Origin of the sequence: Micromonospora krabiensis (genome assembly GCF_900091425.1) — a bacterium.
GTDB lineage: Bacteria > Actinomycetota > Actinomycetes > Mycobacteriales > Micromonosporaceae > Micromonospora > Micromonospora krabiensis.
On record NZ_LT598496.1, the window covers coordinates 5,516,435 to 5,530,764 of the forward strand.

Consider the following 14,330-nt stretch of genomic DNA (forward strand, 5'->3'; position numbering starts at 1 on the left):
TTCGGCACCGTGCCAGCCTCGCACCGTGTTGAGCGTGCTGCGGGACAGCTAGGCATGTTCCGTGGGGTGTGGGCAGATGGTGGGCAGTTGACTCCTCTGGGCCTCAACCGAGAAGAGAAGTAGCAGGTCAGAACCACTGACCCTCAGAAGATCACGGACGCCCTGTAAATCCGTCGCGAAAGCTACAGAGGTTCGAATCCTCTACCCGCCACCAGGCAACGGCAAAGACCCCCAACTTGCGGGAACGCAGGTTGGGGGTCTTTGCCGTCTCCGGCCGCTGTTGACCGTTGTTGCCCCTGATCCACCTGTCGACCGGGCACGTGACGGGCACGTCGGATCTTGAAGTCGTCGGGCAGTCGCCCGACCGTCCAGCATCCCCGTCCGGGGAGGCTGTAGCCACATCAGCGCGCTGGTCGCGGCAGGTCAGTGCATTGAGGGGAGCCGGTAGGAACACCCCGATGGGCGTTACGGCCTGAAGCGCGTGGGGCCGGTGGCACAGAAGGATGTGGTCGGCGCTTCCCCGTCGGGCAGGCACTGGCCGTCGACCAGCGCTCTGTCGCGCAGCAGCTCACCGAGGTCAACCTCGTAAGAAACCTGATTGTTGCCGGGGCACGCTGCAGCACCGGGCTGCTTCGGAGCGACGCTGAAAGTCACGACGACCTCAGACGCGCTCATGTGGATCTCCGGCGCCAGGACCTGTCCCGTGGCCCCGCCGTTGCAGCCCAGTCGCGAAACGAGGGCAATGAACTTCGTGGACGATCTCTGAACGCTCTGCGCCGGGCTGAGATCCCAGACAGCAGCATCGCCCGCGCTCGTCTGCGTAGATGTGCTCGACTCGGGCTCAGCGGTCCCAACTGATCCTGCGGTAGCTGGCTCGGTTGCGGCTCCGCATGCTGCCAGGGCCGTCAGGGACACCCACATCAACACCGAGCCAAGCCGAAATCGGGCCATCATGCCGATGAGACTTGGTACTGCCTCCGTCGGTTCCACCCCGACTTCGGAGCGCACGGGTCTCGGCATGACAGGGCGTTGCCTGAGGCTGGGCCACGGTCCCTGACCAGCAGACATGCTGATCGGGGGGTCGTTGTCGTTCCGCCCGGTGATCAAGAGGTTGGCGTCAGCCCGGGGCCGGATCCTGACGCAAACCTCTTGATCACCATGGGAGGGCGGGGGCGGGTCAGGAGGCCGGCTTTGCCTTCTTGGCTCCGCCCCAGAGGGAGCCGGGGTTCACGCGGCGCGGATACCTTTCGAGCATCGCGGCGTACAGCTCCTCGGCCGTCGTGGTGCGGGCGGCGACCTCGTCGAAGTCGCGCAGGTAGGTCGCCGTCTCGGTGAGGATGACGGGGTCGTCGGCCCGGTCGGGGTTCTTGTGTCCGGCGACCACCGCGACCGGGTCCAGCTCCCGCAGCCGGTCGACGGTGGCCGCCCAGTGGGCCCGCGTCTCGGTGGTGCTCTCGGCCAGGTACTGATGGGCGTCGTTGTAGACGACGTCACCGGCGACCAGCAGCCGCAGGTCGGGCACCCAGAGCACCGAGGATCCGGCCGTGTCCGTGGCGCCGGTGCCGATCGCCTCCAGCCGGTGCCCCTCCAACTCGATGGTGTCGCCGTCCAGCGTCTCGGGCACGGGCAGGTGCTGCGGGATCTGGCCGGGGAACAGGAGCTCCCAGTACGAGTCGACCCATTCCGGTCCGACCTGGGCCGCCGACCCGGCGACGGTCTCCTTGGTGGCGACCGCGCGTACGCCCGGGAAGGCGTCGATGATCTGGCCGACCCCGAAGAGGTGGTCGCCGTGCGCGTGCGTGATGTAGACGTGCGTCAACCGGCGCCCGAACGAGCGCACCCAGTCCACGAGCGCCTGGTTCTGCTCGACGGTGGTGTAGGTGTCCACGAGCACGGCGTCGCGCTCGCCGTAGACCAGGGTGGCCGTGTTGGCGACCCAGCGCAGGTCGTCGGGCCCGAAGGGCAGGTCTCGGGTGACACCCGGCCGGCGTACGGAATGTACGGCGTACTCCATGGCTGGCTCCTGGTTCTCGGTGAGGGCGTGCGGCTCAGTACCGGACGGTGCTGGAGCCGAGCCGCGGCGATACCAATGTCGCTCGGCCGTCGACCGTCGCGCCCGCGAACGCCAAAGACGGGGCCAGGAGTCGGTTGTTGTCGGCGGGGAAGTTGAGCGTCGGCGTGGAGACCTCGTCGAGACGGGCCGCCTGCTCCGCCGACAACCGCACGTCGACCGCGTCCAGGTTCGCCTTCAGCTGGTCGAGGCGCCGGGCACCGATCAGCACCGACGACACGCCGGGGCGGGCGCCGACCCAGGCCAGCGCCGCCGCAGCCGGTGTCACCCCGGCGTCGGCGGCCACCTCGTGGAGTGCGTCGATCACCTGCCAGTCGCGTTCGCCGGGCGCGCCGACGAGAGCGCCGCGCGCGGTGTCGACGGCGCCGCTGCTGGTGCCGCGCGTGAACTTCCCGGAGAGCCAGCCGCTCTTCAGCGGGCTCCACGGGAGTACGCCGAGGCCGTGCTCGGCCGCCATCGGAATGAGCTCCCCCTCGCCCGTACGCTCCAGCAACGAGTACTCGATCTGCATGGCGATCGCCGGCGTCCAGCCGCGGAAATGCACGACGACCTGCGCCTCGGCCGCCTTCCACGCGGGCAGGTCGGAGAGCCCCACGTACCGGATCTTGCCGGCGGTGACCAGGTCGTCGAGGGCGCGCAGCGTCTCCTCGACCGGAACCCCGCGGTCCCAGTTGTGCAGCCAGTACAGGTCCAGGTAGTCGGTGCCGAGCCGGCGCAGGGACTCCTCGGCCTGGGCGACGACGGCCTTGCGCCCCGCGCCGCCGCCGTTCGGGTCGCCGGGGAACAGGTTGCCGAAGAACTTCGAGCCGAGCACGATCCGGTCGCGCAGGCCGGGCCGGGCGGCCAGGTAGTCACCGATGATCTTCTCGGAGTGGCCGTTGGTGTAGATGTTGGCGGTGTCGATGGAGTTGCCGCCCCGCTCCAGATACTCGGTGAGCATGGCTTCGGACTCCTCGACGGAGGCGCCCCAGCCGTGGTCCTCACCGAACGTCATCGCGCCGAGCGTGTACGGACTGACGCGGAGGCCGGAGCGGCCCAGCGTCACGAAGGTGTCGAGTGGCATGTGTCGAGTGCACACCCGTGGTGGGGGATCGAGTAGATCGATAACGCCACCGCGTTGCCTGATCCTGCCAAAGTGGCAGACTTGGCCAGGTGAGCGCGCTGCCGGAGATCCGCGACCTGGTGCTGCGGCACGTCGGACGGCCGACACCGGCCGGTCTCGTCCTCCACCGCGCCGACGCGCCGACCGAGCCCATGCCGAGCCAGTCCGCGGCGGTGTTCGCCCTGGTGGTGCAGGGCGCGAAGCGTGCCACCCTGGGGGCCCGCCTCTTCGCGTACGGCGCCGGGCAGTTCGTCGTAGCGTCGATGGAGCTGCCGGTGATCGCCCAGATCAGCGAGGCCTCGCCCCGCGAGCCGTACCTCGTCCTGGGCCTCACCCTGCGGCCGCCCCTGGTCGCCGAGTTGCTGCTGGACATGCCGCCAAGGGCCGGCGGACCGGCGGCCGGAATCGCGGTCAGCACGGCCGGCGAGGACCTGCTCGACGCGGTGGTACGCCTGCTGCGGCTCCTCGACCGACCGGACGACCAGCGGGTGCTCTGGGCGGCCCTGGAACGCGAGGTCGTCTGGCGGCTGCTGACCGGCGAGCAGGGCGGCACGGTCCGTCAGGTGGGGCTCGGCGACAGCAACATCGTGCAGATCGAGCGCGCCATCCGGTGGATCCGCGAGCACCACGCCGACCTGTTCCGCGTCGAGGACGCGGCGCGCGTCGCCGGGATGAGCCTGACCTCGTTCCACCGTCACTTCCGCGCCGTCACGACGATGACGCCGATCCAGTTCCAGAAACTCGTCCGGCTCCAGGAGGCGAGGACCCGGCTGCTCGCCGCGCCCGGCGACGTGGCGGCCGTCGGATTCGCCGTCGGCTACGAGAGCGCGTCGCAGTTCAGCCGCGAGTACCGGCGGTTGTTCGGCCTGCCGCCGGGCCAGGACGCGGCCCGCCTCGCCCAGGTCGGTCTCGCTCGGCTCGGCGACGGCGTGGTCTGAGCGGGAGGGTGAACACGAGCCGGGGACGCTAGGGTCGCGTCTCGTCCGGCGACGGCGTGCCCACCGGAGGGCGCGGGGCCGGCCGGGGAAGGCGAATACGACGCATGTCCGAGCTGACGTTGCCGATCCGCACCGAGCGGCTGCTGCTGCGCACGCATCGCATCGACGATGTCGACGCAGTGCTGGCCTACTACGGTGACCCCCGCGTCGCCCGCTACATCCCGTGGGAGCCGTGGACGCGCGAGTTCGCGGCCGAGATGGTCGGCCGGCGGGTGAACTACACGGGCATCAGCGGACCGGAGTCACGACTGTCCCTTGTGGTCGAGCACGAGGGTGAGGTGGTGGGCGACATCATCCTGTGGCCGGCCGACGAGACGCTCTCCCGTGGGGAGGTGGGCTGGGCCTTCCACCCGTCGGTGGCGGGCCGAGGGTTCGCGACCGAGGCCGCCCGTGCCCTCATCCGGGTGGCGTTCGAGCGGTACGGCATGCATCGCCTCATCGCCCACGTCGACGCACGTAACGACGCGTCGGCGCGGCTGTGCGAGCGGGTCGGCATGGTCCGGGAGGCGCACCTGCGCCAGGACCACTGGGCCAAGGGGGAGTGGGCCGACACACTCATCTACGGGCTGCTGTCCGCGGAGTGGCGCGGGCAGCGGTAGTGCCGCACCCCGGAGGGTCGGGGCGTGTTCGCGGCGATCCGAACTGTCCGGAAGATGCCTGTGGCGCGAATGAGCCGAACAGGTAGGGTGGTCGATGGCTGGATACCGAGCGTAAGCGGGAATGCACCTCCTGGAGGCGTCACTCGCGGTGACCAAGGAGGCGAATTCGGCGCTCCACTGCGGTTGCGCCGAATTTGTGTTGAAGGTCTTATTCAACGCTGTGTGAAGCGATGGCCTGCCCGACACGCGCGTGATCTGCCCCGGCGTGACGAGGGCGGTGGGCCGAACGGCGGGAAGTCACAGACAGTGGGGCCAGTCGGAGCCCCGCTACTTTCCTGGCTGTCCGCGCTGTGGCACGATCGTGGAACCTCCACTACCCCCACGATGCTTTCCGACAGGAGCAATCATGTCTGGTCGTAGGTTGGGCCGGCTGCTTGGCTCACTCTTCATCCTCGCCGCGTTCGTGAGCGGCATCGGTAGTGTCGATCTCCGCGGCAGCGCAGGGAGCGGCGCGCAGGCCGCCGACATCATCTGGCACAGCGTGCCGACTGACCCCTCCATCGCGCAGACTGCCGACATCATCTGGCACTAGCCGGGCGTCCTGGTCCGTCACCAACCTGGCTGTCCAGGGCGAACGCGCCATCGACGGAGTGCTCCGTGACGGCATCGTGACCGCTCGGCGTCAATCCGAAGGAGCGCCATGATCGGTCACGGTCAACCCCGGCGCAGGTCGTCCGAGGACGCATGGATCATCACTGCGCCGCTCGCGTTGATCGCGGTCACCTGTGCCACCGTCACGGGGTTGGTCGCGAAGGAGCCCTTCGGCGACTGGCCCGAGGCGGCCCTCCTCCTGGTCCTCATGATCGTGGCGGGGGTGCCGCTGCTCACCCTTGCCGTTCGGCGGCAGACGATCGGTGTCACGCTCACCGAGCTGCCACTGGTCCTCGCGCTCTACTTCCTGCCGCCGCTGACGGTGGTGGTGATCTGCGCGCTGAGTGCGCTCATCACCCACACCAGACAGCGGTTGTCCGCGCCCAAGGTGTGGTTCAACGTGGCGCGGGCCGCCGCCGGGACGTCCCTGGCCGTCCTGGTCCTCCAGGCTCTCCCACCCATCGAGGGCGAGGGGCCGGCGACCTGGGGCAGCATCTTCGCCGCCGTCAGCGTGGTGATCCTGATCAGCTACGCCAGCGTCGTCGCGGTGCACACGCTGCTGCACGGTTGGCAGACCGGGCGCGGAGCGTTACGTACGGCCACGCCGGGAGTGCTCACCGCGGCGATCAACGTGGCGGTTGGCCTGATCGTCCTGATCCTGGTGCGAAGCACGTGGTGGTCACTGCTCCTGCTCGCCGCCCTCGGAGCGGGCCTCGTCCTGGTCTATCGGGCCTACGCCCAGTTCTTCCGTCAGCACCGGACCCTCACCGACCTGTACGACCTGACCCGCGCGGTGGTCGAGAGCGGGCACAGCGGCACGCTGGCCGACGCGCTGCTCGGCAGGGTCCGCGCCCTCATGCAGGTGGAGTACGCGACGCTGTGGCTTCCGGCCCAGGGGCGACACCCGGAGACCCTGTTGACCGCCCGAGTCGACGACTCCGGTCTGCTCGACCTGGCGGTCACTCCGCAGGCGATCCGGGAGCGGGTCCGCGACACCCGGCGCACGGTTGCCGTGGGCCGGGGCGTGACCACCGACGGCGAGTTCCGCGCCGAGCTGGCCGAACGGCGGATCAAGGACGCGGTGGTGGTGCCGCTGCGCTCCGGGCCGGTCGTCATCGGCACCCTCGAGGTGGCCAATCGATTCGGTGACGGCAACAACTTCACGCCCGCCGACATCGCCGTCTTCGAGACGGTGGCCGCGCATGCCGCGGTGGCCCTGGAGAATTCCCGGCTGGTCGACCGGCTGCGACACGACGCCTACCACGACGCCCTGACCAAGCTGCCCAACCGGCGGCGGATCACCGGTGCGCTGGAGGAGTCGGTCAAGATCCGTGCTGACGGCGAGGTGGTGGCCCTCCTCCTATTCGACGTCGACGGGTTGCGCCAGGTCAACGAGTCCCTCGGCCACGCCGCGGGGGACAAGGTCCTGGTCGAGGTCGCCAACCGGCTGCGCGCCAGCGCGCCGTCGTCGGCGCTGGTCGGCCGGGCCAGTGGGGACGAGTTCCTGGTGACGCTGCGGCTGGAGAGCGCTGAGGCGGCACTGGAACTGGCGGGTCAGCTGCGTGAGCAGATCCGTGACGAGATGGTCTTCGACGCGCTCACCCTCGAGGTGAACACCGCCGTCGGGGTCGCCGTGCATCCGGACCACGGCAGTGATCCCGCCACCCTCCTGCTCCGGGTCGACCTGGCCGCCACGACCGCCAAGTCGGTGCCGGGCAGCGTCCAGTTGTTCAACCCGGGCCTGGAATCCCGGTCGTTGCGCCGGTTGGGTCTGGCCGGCGACCTGCGCCAGGCCCTGGACCAGAACGAGCTGGAGGTCTACTTCCAGCCCAAGGTCACCCTGCGGGATCGTCGACTGGTCGGTGTGGAATGCCTCGCCCGGTGGGAGCATCCGACCCACGGCACGGTCGCTCCCGAGGACTTCGTGGCGGTGGCCGAGCACACCGGGCAGTTGACTCGGCTCACCGAGGTGGTGTTGCGCGAGGGACTGCGGCGCAGCCGGGACTGGGCGGAGGCCAACCAGCCGTTGTCCATCGCCGTCAACCTGGCCGCCCGGACGCTCACCGACCGACACTTCCCGGACCGGGTCCGGGAACTGCTGACCGAGTACGGGGTGCCCGCGCAGCGCCTCACCCTGGAGATCACCGAGGCCGGGGTGCTGGACGGCACGGACCGGCCCATCCCGACCCTGCAACGCCTGCGTGACCTGGGGGTACGACTCTCGGTCGACGACTTCGGCACCGGTGACTCCTCGCTGGCCCACCTGCGCCGGCTGCCCGTGCACGAGGTGAAGGTCGACCGGTCCTTCGTGCAGGGCATGGCGACCGACCCGGGCGACCTGGCGATCGTCAACGCGGTGGTCACGCTCTCCCAGCAGTTCGGTCTGGCCGTGGTCGCCGAGGGCGTGGAGAGCGAGCTGACCCTGGAGCTGCTCCAGGACATCGGCTGCGAGATCGGCCAGGGTTTCCTGTTCAGCCGCCCGCTGCCGTACGAGCGGCTGGAGGCGTGGTTCGGCGCCCAGGTCGACCCGGAGTCGATCTCCAGCACCGAGCTTCCCCGGCTGCGTGTGGTGCCCTGACCTGCGGTGATTGCCCCCGGGGGGATCCGATTTCACCTGCGGGGCGGGGCCGTGTACTCTTACCTCTGCGCGCCCCACGGGGAGATCGCGCAGGCCCCCTTAGCTCAGTCGGCAGAGCGTCTCCATGGTAAGGAGAAGGTCTACGGTTCGATTCCGTAAGGGGGCTCTAGGGTCGCTGGACCCACCGCGGCGGTGTAGCTCAGATGGCAGAGCAAGCGGCTCATAATCGCTGTGTCGCCGGTTCAAGTCCGGCCACCGCTACTCTCGTCCTCCGGGCGTGCTCCCGGTGGTCGACAGGAGGGGGCGCCGTAGGCGCCCACTTTGCATGTCCGCGCAGTCAGCGCGTAAGCTGGCGCGCTGTAGTTGTTATCCGTAGCGAGGAAGGCACTCCGCCGTGGCGAAGGCGACCGATGTCCGGCCGAAGATCACTTTGGCGTGTGTGGAGTGCAAGGAGCGCAACTACATCACGCGCAAGAACCGTCGTAACGACCCGGACCGCATCGAGCTGAAGAAGTTCTGCCCGCGCGACGGTCGGCACACGGTCCACCGCGAGACCCGCTGACGTCCGGCCGGTTCGCTCCGGCCACCCAGTTTCTCACCGAACGCCGATCTGACCGGCCGACGCGGCTTCTGCCGCCGTCGACCGCTCGGGTCGGCGTTCGTGCTTTCCGTGTAGGTTCGCGGCATGTCCCTGGACCCGTCCTATGTCGGCCGGAGTTACCCGCCGACCGCCCCCTACCTGGTGGGCCGAGAGAAGATCCGTGAGTTCGCCACCGCCATCGGCGCCACCGACCCGGCGCACCACGACCCGGAGACCGCCCGCGCGCTCGGGCACCCGGACGTGGTGGCCCCGCCGACCTTCCCCTTCGTGGTGACCATGGCGGCCACGCAGCAGATCGTCGAGGACCCGGCGCTCGGTGTCGACTACAGCCGCGTCGTGCACGGCGACCAGCGGTTCGCGTACACCCGGCCGGTGGTGGCCGGCGACGAGCTGGTCTGCGTCAACACCATCGAGGACATCACCAACCGGGGCGGGCACGGCTTCCTGACCACCCGCACCGACGTCAGCACGATCACCGGTGAGCCGGTGGTCGCGGTCTGGTCCAAGCTCGTCGTACGCGGGGAGGCCTGAGATGGAGCTGGCACCCAGGACGTTCCGGGTGACCCGCGCGGACCTGGTCCGCTACGCCGGCGCCTCGGGCGACTTCAACCCGATCCACTGGAGCGACCGGTTCGCCACGAAGGTGGGCCTGCCCGGTGTGATCGCCCACGGCATGTTCACCATGGCGCTGGTCGGCCGGGCCGTCACCGACTGGGCCGGCTCGCCGGACGCCGTGGTCGACTACGGGGTCCGGTTCACCCGGCCGGTCGTGGTGCCCGACGACGACCAGGGCACCGAGATCGAGGTCAGCGCGGTCGTGCGTGAGGTCACCGAGGACGGGCTCACTCGGCTCGACGTGACGGCCACCTGCCTGGGGGAGAAGGTGCTCTCACAGGCCCGGGCGACCATCCGTACGGCCCGCTGACGGGGCTCCGCCACGCGCGATGGGTAGACCGGTTGGGAAAGTCGGTCGGCTACCCGTACACTGGTCCGCCGTGGGGCATGTGACCCCTGCCTGGCCGTGTGGCCTGGTGGGGCGATGGTGCCGCACAGGGGTGTAGCTCAATTGGCAGAGCAGCGGTCTCCAAAACCGCAGGCTGCAGGTTCAAGTCCTGTCACCCCTGCGCCTCAGGCCTGACCGTTCCCGTGGGTCGCGCCGCCGAGATGGCGGCGTCCGGCCCGTGGTGGTGGTATCGGCGGGGTGGTCCGAGGCATCGGGCCACACCGGCCGGTCCGCCGGCCGCGGCCCGTCGCGGGACGGTTGGTCCGGCCGGCGTGACCAGCGCCGCGCACGCCACCCGGCGTGCGAACCCGAGAACCCGCGACGGAGGGCGAAGTGGCCGACAACAAGCGGCGCGGCGAGGACGCCGGCGACGATCGTCTCAACGACGAGATCGTCGACGACGTGGCCGACGACGACGCCACCGACGCGGACGAGCCGGTCTCCCGGGGTGGCACCGCGACCCGGTCCCGCAACCGGGCCGAGTCCGCCGACAGCCGGAAGACCCGGTCGGAGACCGACCGCGTGGGCCTCTTCGGTCGCATCGCCCGGTTCTTCCGCGAGGTCGTCGCCGAACTGCGTAAGGTCATCTGGCCGACCCGCAAGGAGCTGCTGACCTACACCGCCGTGGTGGTCACCTTCGTCGCGGTGATGCTGACGATCGTGGCTGCCCTGGACTACGGCTTCGCCAAGGGCGTGCTGTGGGTCTTCGGCAACCCCAGCTGACCGGCTCCGACAGCCGATAGTGACGGAAGTGAGCGAGCGTGCCTGAGTACGACGAGACCGCCGGACCCGCGGACGAGCAGTCCACGGTGGCGACGGCGGCGGACGACGAGTCGGTCGAGGCCGCCAGCGAGCCGGAGTTCCCGACCACCGAGCCCGAGCCGGACGAGGACTACGACCCGGTCGCCGAGCTGCGGCAGAAGCTGCGTTACGCGCCGGGCGACTGGTACGTGGTCCACTCGTACGCCGGTTACGAGAACAAGGTCAAGACCAACCTCGAGACCCGGATCACGAGCCTCGACATGGAGGACTACATCTACCAGGTCGAGGTGCCGACCCGGGAAGAGGTCGAGGTCAAGAACGGCAAGCGGTCGCAGGTCCAGGCGAAGGTCTTCCCGGGCTACATCCTGGTCCGGATGGAGCTGACCGCCGAGTCCTACTCCTGCGTGCGCAACACGCCGGGTGTCACCGGCTTCGTCGGCGCGACCGACCGGGCGGACCGCCCGGCGCCGCTCTCGCTGGACGAGGTGCTCAAGTGGCTGGCCCCGGCCGTCGAGACCGAGCAGAAGAAGGCGAAGCCCGAGATCAAGGTCCTCGACTTCGAGGTCGGCGACTCGGTCACCGTCACCGACGGTGCCTTCGCCTCGCTGCCGGCGACGATCAGCGAGATCAACGCCGACCAGCAGAAGCTCAAGGTCCTGGTGTCGATCTTCGGCCGCGAGACCCCGGTCGAGCTCAACTTCAACCAGGTCGCCAAGATCTGATCTCCGGTCGCCGGCGGTGGGCATGTCCCGCCGCCGGCGTCGCCGTCTCCGCCCGTCGGGCGACCTCGCCGGACGGGCCGGCTTCGGCCTGCGCTACTCTTGAGAGTCGCTGCCCTCGCGCCGCGCTGACCGTGCGCGCCCCGAGGCGGTGTCGATGAGCACCGTTCCCAGTTCCAAGCCCCAGGAAGAGACATGCCTCCGAAGAAGAAGCTCGTCAAGACGTTCACGCTTCAGCTGCCGGCGGGCCAGGCCACTCCGGCGCCGCCGGTCGGCCCCGCGCTCGGTCAGCACGGTGTGAACATCATGGAGTTCTGCAAGTCCTACAACGCGCAGACCGAGTCGCAGCGGGGCGACATCGTCCCCGCCGAGATCAGCGTGTACGAGGACCGGTCCTTCACCTTCGTGCTGAAGACCCCGCCCGCCGCCCGGCTGCTGATCAAGGCCGCCGGCGTGCAGAAGGGCTCGGGCGTCCCGCAGGCCCAGAAGGTCGGTTCGGTGTCCCGCGCCCAGGTGCGTGAGATCGCCGAGCGGAAGATGGCCGACCTCAACGCCAACGACCTCGACCAGGCCGAGAAGATCATCGCCGGCACCGCCCGCTCCATGGGCATCACCGTCACCGACTGATCTCGGCCAGCCCCGACCCGTACCGATCGTGGGAGGGCGCGCGGACGTCGCGGCCCGCCATAGACCACAGGAGTAACCAGAACATGCAGCGCAGCAAGAGCTACCGCAAGGCCGCCGAGGTCATCGACCGGGCGAAGCTCTACACCCCCGCCGAGGCCGTGAAGCTGGCCAAGGAGACCACCAACGTCAAGTTCGACGCCACGGTCGAGGTCGCGATGCGCCTCGGCGTCGACCCCCGCAAGGCGGACCAGATGGTCCGCGGCACGGTCAACCTGCCGCACGGCACCGGTAAGACCGCCCGCGTGATCGTGTTCGCCGCCGGCGCGAAGGCCGAGGAGGCCGCCGCCGCCGGTGCCGACGAGGTGGGCACCGACGAGCTCGTCGCCCGGATCCAGGGTGGCTGGCTCGACTTCGACGCGGCGATCGCCACGCCGGACCAGATGGCCAAGATCGGCCGGATCGCGCGGATCCTGGGCCCGCGCGGTCTCATGCCGAACCCGAAGACCGGCACGGTGACCATGGACGTCACCAAGGCGGTGCAGGACATCAAGGGCGGCAAGATCACCTTCCGGGTGGACAAGCACTCGAACCTGCACCTGATCATCGGCAAGGCCTCGTTCTCCGAGAACCAGCTGGTCGACAACTACGCCGCGGTGCTGGACGAGGTCCTGCGGGCCAAGCCGTCCGCGGCGAAGGGCAAGTACCTGAAGAAGGTCACCCTGACCACCACGATGGGCCCGGGCGTCCCGGTCGACCCGAACGTGGTGAAGAACATCCAGGAGGGCTCGGCCGAGAGCTGAGTCGTCCACCCGTACGGGGCGTCGCCACGGTCGTGGCGGCGCCCCGTCGCGTTTCCGGTGTGGCAGTCTCGTCCCCATGCGGCTGGAGGACGTCTGGCTGCGGTACCGACGGCGGGGGCCGTGGGTGCTGCGGGGGGTGGACGTACGGATCGGTGCGGGCGAGGTGGCGGTCGTGCTCGGCCGCAACGGCGTGGGCAAGTCGACGCTGCTCCAGGTGGCGGCCGGAGTGCTCCGGCCGGACCGGGGGCGGGTCGTGGACCGGCCGGCGCCGGTCGGGTGGGTGCCGGAACGCTTCCCGGCCGACCAGCCCTTCACCGTTGCCCACTACCTGACCGCCATGGGCCGGATGGCCGGGCTGTCGTCGTCCGGGGCCGATCGCGCCGTGGACGCCTGGACCGAACGGCTGGGCCTCGGCCGGTTCCGCCGGGTCCGCCTGCCGGAGCTGTCCAAGGGGACGGCCCAGAAGGTCGGCCTCGCGCAGGCGCTGCTTCGGCCGCCTGGCCTGCTGGTGCTGGACGAGCCGTGGGAGGGGCTGGACGCCGCCGCGCGTGAGCTCGTACCGGCCCTGATCGACGAGGTGCGGGCCGGCGGGGGAGCGGTCCTGGTCAGCGACCACCGCGGGGAGATCGCCCGGCTGGCCGACGCGCGCCGCTGGACGCTGGCCGACGGGGTGGTGACCGGGGAGACGCCGACCGGCGAGGAGGCGTACGCCGTGGTCGAGGTGGCGGTGCCGGCCGCACGGGTCGACGACGCCGTCGCCCGCCTGCGGGCCGAGGGCCACCAGATTCTCGGCGTACGCCCCGGCTGGCCGCCCGTCCCGGCGCCGGCCGTACCCGGGGACCGGGTCGAACCGGTGACCAGGGTCGTCGCCGAACCGTCCACCGGGGGAGACCGGTGACCGCGCTGGTCCGGCTGCGCCTGGCCGGCTTCCTGCGGACGGGGCGAGCGGTCGCGCCGCTGCTCGCCGGTCTCGTCGCCCTCGGCATCCTCTACGGCGGCGGTCGGGCCCAGCCCGCGGAGGCGTACGGGGTCTCGGCCGTGGTGCTCTTCCCGGTGCTCGCCTGGCAGACGAAGGTGCTCCTGGACGTGGAGCCGGACGGGCAGCGCCGGCTGGCCCAGGTGGTGGTCGGAGCCGGCCGGGAGCGGTCGGCGGGGCTGCTCGCGGCCGCCGTGGCGGCGCTGGGCACGGTGGCGGTCGCGCTGGTCTTCCCGTGGCTGATCGGCGGGGTCACCGGTCCCGTCGAGCCGGGGGACCGGCCGGTCGTCGTCGGGGTGGCCCTCGGGTTGTGGGCGCACCTGCTGGCCGTACCTCCGGCGGTGGCGCTGGGCGCGCTGGCCAGCCGGGCCGTCACCCGTAGCGCGGGGTACGGCGTCGCCGTGCTGGCCCTCGGCGGGGTCGGCGCGGTCGTCCTGGGCCTCGTTGGCTCGGTCGCGCCCTGGCTGGTGCCCCCGATCATGGCCACCGCCCGCGCCACCGCGGGTGACGCCGCCGCACCCACTGTGATGCTGCTCACCGTGTGGGCGGCGGCGTGGAGCGCGGTGGCGGTCGCCGGCTACCTCTGGCGGCGCCGCGCACGGGCCTGACCGCGCCCGCCGAGGCCCCACGGTCGGGGGCGTGAGCGGGCGCACCGGGGGTCGGTTTGGCGAGCCGGCCACGGGTCGCGTAACCTTGCTGAGAAGTTCCACCCAGAGACCGCTGGTCACCGTGCTCCGGCACGGTCGAAGGTCCCGCGACGACGGGCGACCCGCGTAGGGCGGCAAGCGAAAATCGGTGCTGGTGTCCATGGTCCGCCGACCGTGGCCTTCCGGGCCGGCCCTC

The 14,330-nt window shown here is 70.5% G+C and carries 15 protein-coding genes and 3 tRNA genes; 16 read left to right on the forward strand and 2 right to left on the reverse strand.

Annotation, left to right across the window (positions count from 1 at the left end; translation table 11 throughout):
• Positions 1 to 1,177: 1,177 nt before the first annotated feature.
• On the reverse strand, positions 1,178 to 2,014 hold the full coding sequence (locus tag GA0070620_RS25330; RefSeq protein ID WP_091594895.1) for an MBL fold metallo-hydrolase: 837 nt from the start codon (positions 2,012 to 2,014) through the stop codon (positions 1,178 to 1,180).
• 34 nt (positions 2,015 to 2,048) lie between these two features.
• A complete protein-coding gene (locus GA0070620_RS25335) occupies positions 2,049 to 3,134 on the reverse strand; it encodes an aldo/keto reductase (protein ID WP_091594897.1) in 1,086 nt (361 codons plus the stop codon).
• A gap of 89 nt (positions 3,135 to 3,223) precedes the next feature.
• On the opposite strand from GA0070620_RS25335, the gene GA0070620_RS25340 reads away from it, so the two are divergent.
• The 16 genes from GA0070620_RS25340 (at position 3,224) to GA0070620_RS25410 (ending at position 14,095) form a co-directional block, all read left to right on the forward strand.
• Entirely contained in the window at positions 3,224 to 4,111 is an 888-nt protein-coding gene (locus tag GA0070620_RS25340) for an AraC family transcriptional regulator (RefSeq protein ID WP_091594899.1), read from the forward strand.
• A 104-nt stretch (positions 4,112 to 4,215) separates the two neighbouring features.
• Positions 4,216 to 4,770 carry a GNAT family N-acetyltransferase gene (locus tag GA0070620_RS25345; RefSeq protein ID WP_091594901.1) on the forward strand — a complete coding sequence of 185 codons (555 nt, stop codon included), beginning with the start codon at positions 4,216 to 4,218 and terminating at the stop codon, positions 4,768 to 4,770.
• A gap of 406 nt (positions 4,771 to 5,176) precedes the next feature.
• A complete protein-coding gene (locus GA0070620_RS32810) occupies positions 5,177 to 5,362 on the forward strand; it encodes a hypothetical protein (protein ID WP_157741707.1) in 186 nt (61 codons plus the stop codon).
• 108 nt (positions 5,363 to 5,470) lie between these two features.
• On the forward strand, positions 5,471 to 7,999 hold the full coding sequence (locus GA0070620_RS25350; protein ID WP_091594903.1) for a putative bifunctional diguanylate cyclase/phosphodiesterase: 2,529 nt from the start codon (positions 5,471 to 5,473) through the stop codon (positions 7,997 to 7,999).
• 93 nt (positions 8,000 to 8,092) lie between these two features.
• Positions 8,093 to 8,165 (forward strand) — tRNA-Thr (locus tag GA0070620_RS25355).
• 22 nt (positions 8,166 to 8,187) lie between these two features.
• Positions 8,188 to 8,260 (forward strand) — tRNA-Met (locus GA0070620_RS25360).
• 133 nt (positions 8,261 to 8,393) lie between these two features.
• Positions 8,394 to 8,561 carry a 50S ribosomal protein L33 gene (gene rpmG, locus GA0070620_RS25365; RefSeq protein WP_007073056.1) on the forward strand — a complete coding sequence of 56 codons (168 nt, stop codon included), beginning with the start codon at positions 8,394 to 8,396 and terminating at the stop codon, positions 8,559 to 8,561.
• Positions 8,562 to 8,684: 123 nt separating this feature from the next.
• Complete coding sequence (locus tag GA0070620_RS25370; RefSeq protein ID WP_091594905.1) at positions 8,685 to 9,131, forward strand: MaoC family dehydratase N-terminal domain-containing protein; 447 nt, start codon at positions 8,685 to 8,687, stop codon at positions 9,129 to 9,131.
• Position 9,132: 1 nt separating this feature from the next.
• On the forward strand, positions 9,133 to 9,525 hold the full coding sequence (locus GA0070620_RS25375) for a MaoC family dehydratase (protein WP_091594907.1): 393 nt from the start codon (positions 9,133 to 9,135) through the stop codon (positions 9,523 to 9,525).
• Between the two features lie 126 nt (positions 9,526 to 9,651).
• Positions 9,652 to 9,724 (forward strand) — tRNA-Trp (locus tag GA0070620_RS25380).
• A gap of 212 nt (positions 9,725 to 9,936) precedes the next feature.
• Positions 9,937 to 10,326 carry a preprotein translocase subunit SecE gene (secE, locus tag GA0070620_RS25385; protein ID WP_091594909.1) on the forward strand — a complete coding sequence of 130 codons (390 nt, stop codon included), beginning with the start codon at positions 9,937 to 9,939 and terminating at the stop codon, positions 10,324 to 10,326.
• Positions 10,327 to 10,364: 38 nt separating this feature from the next.
• Positions 10,365 to 11,087 (forward strand): transcription termination/antitermination protein NusG, encoded by a 723-nt coding sequence (gene nusG / locus GA0070620_RS25390; RefSeq protein ID WP_091594911.1) that lies wholly within the window; start codon positions 10,365 to 10,367, stop codon positions 11,085 to 11,087.
• A 192-nt stretch (positions 11,088 to 11,279) separates the two neighbouring features.
• Positions 11,280 to 11,711, forward strand: a complete 432-nt coding sequence (gene rplK / locus GA0070620_RS25395; protein ID WP_091594913.1) for a 50S ribosomal protein L11 — start codon at positions 11,280 to 11,282, stop codon at positions 11,709 to 11,711.
• A gap of 83 nt (positions 11,712 to 11,794) precedes the next feature.
• Entirely contained in the window at positions 11,795 to 12,511 is a 717-nt protein-coding gene (gene rplA, locus GA0070620_RS25400; RefSeq protein ID WP_091594915.1) for a 50S ribosomal protein L1, read from the forward strand.
• A gap of 76 nt (positions 12,512 to 12,587) precedes the next feature.
• Entirely contained in the window at positions 12,588 to 13,409 is an 822-nt protein-coding gene (locus GA0070620_RS25405; RefSeq protein WP_091594917.1) for an ATP-binding cassette domain-containing protein, read from the forward strand.
• Positions 13,406 to 14,095, forward strand: coding sequence for a hypothetical protein (locus GA0070620_RS25410; RefSeq protein WP_091594919.1), 690 nt, complete (start codon positions 13,406 to 13,408; stop codon positions 14,093 to 14,095). Before GA0070620_RS25405 ends, GA0070620_RS25410 begins: the two co-directional genes overlap by 4 nt.
• Positions 14,096 to 14,330: the final 235 nt, after the last annotated feature.

Coding starts and splice junctions, on each gene's coding strand:
- GA0070620_RS25330 (WP_091594895.1), bottom strand. CDS start 2,014: ATGGAGTACGCCGTACATTCCGTACGCCGGCCGGGTGTCACCCGAGAC.
- GA0070620_RS25335 (WP_091594897.1), bottom strand. CDS start 3,134: ATGCCACTCGACACCTTCGTGACGCTGGGCCGCTCCGGCCTCCGCGTC.
- GA0070620_RS25345 (WP_091594901.1), top strand. CDS start 4,216: ATGTCCGAGCTGACGTTGCCGATCCGCACCGAGCGGCTGCTGCTGCGC.
- GA0070620_RS32810 (WP_157741707.1), top strand. CDS start 5,177: ATGTCTGGTCGTAGGTTGGGCCGGCTGCTTGGCTCACTCTTCATCCTC.
- GA0070620_RS25350 (WP_091594903.1), top strand. CDS start 5,471: ATGATCGGTCACGGTCAACCCCGGCGCAGGTCGTCCGAGGACGCATGG.
- GA0070620_RS25370 (WP_091594905.1), top strand. CDS start 8,685: ATGTCCCTGGACCCGTCCTATGTCGGCCGGAGTTACCCGCCGACCGCC.
- GA0070620_RS25375 (WP_091594907.1), top strand. CDS start 9,133: ATGGAGCTGGCACCCAGGACGTTCCGGGTGACCCGCGCGGACCTGGTC.
- rplK (WP_091594913.1), top strand. CDS start 11,280: ATGCCTCCGAAGAAGAAGCTCGTCAAGACGTTCACGCTTCAGCTGCCG.
- rplA (WP_091594915.1), top strand. CDS start 11,795: ATGCAGCGCAGCAAGAGCTACCGCAAGGCCGCCGAGGTCATCGACCGG.
- GA0070620_RS25405 (WP_091594917.1), top strand. CDS start 12,588: ATGCGGCTGGAGGACGTCTGGCTGCGGTACCGACGGCGGGGGCCGTGG.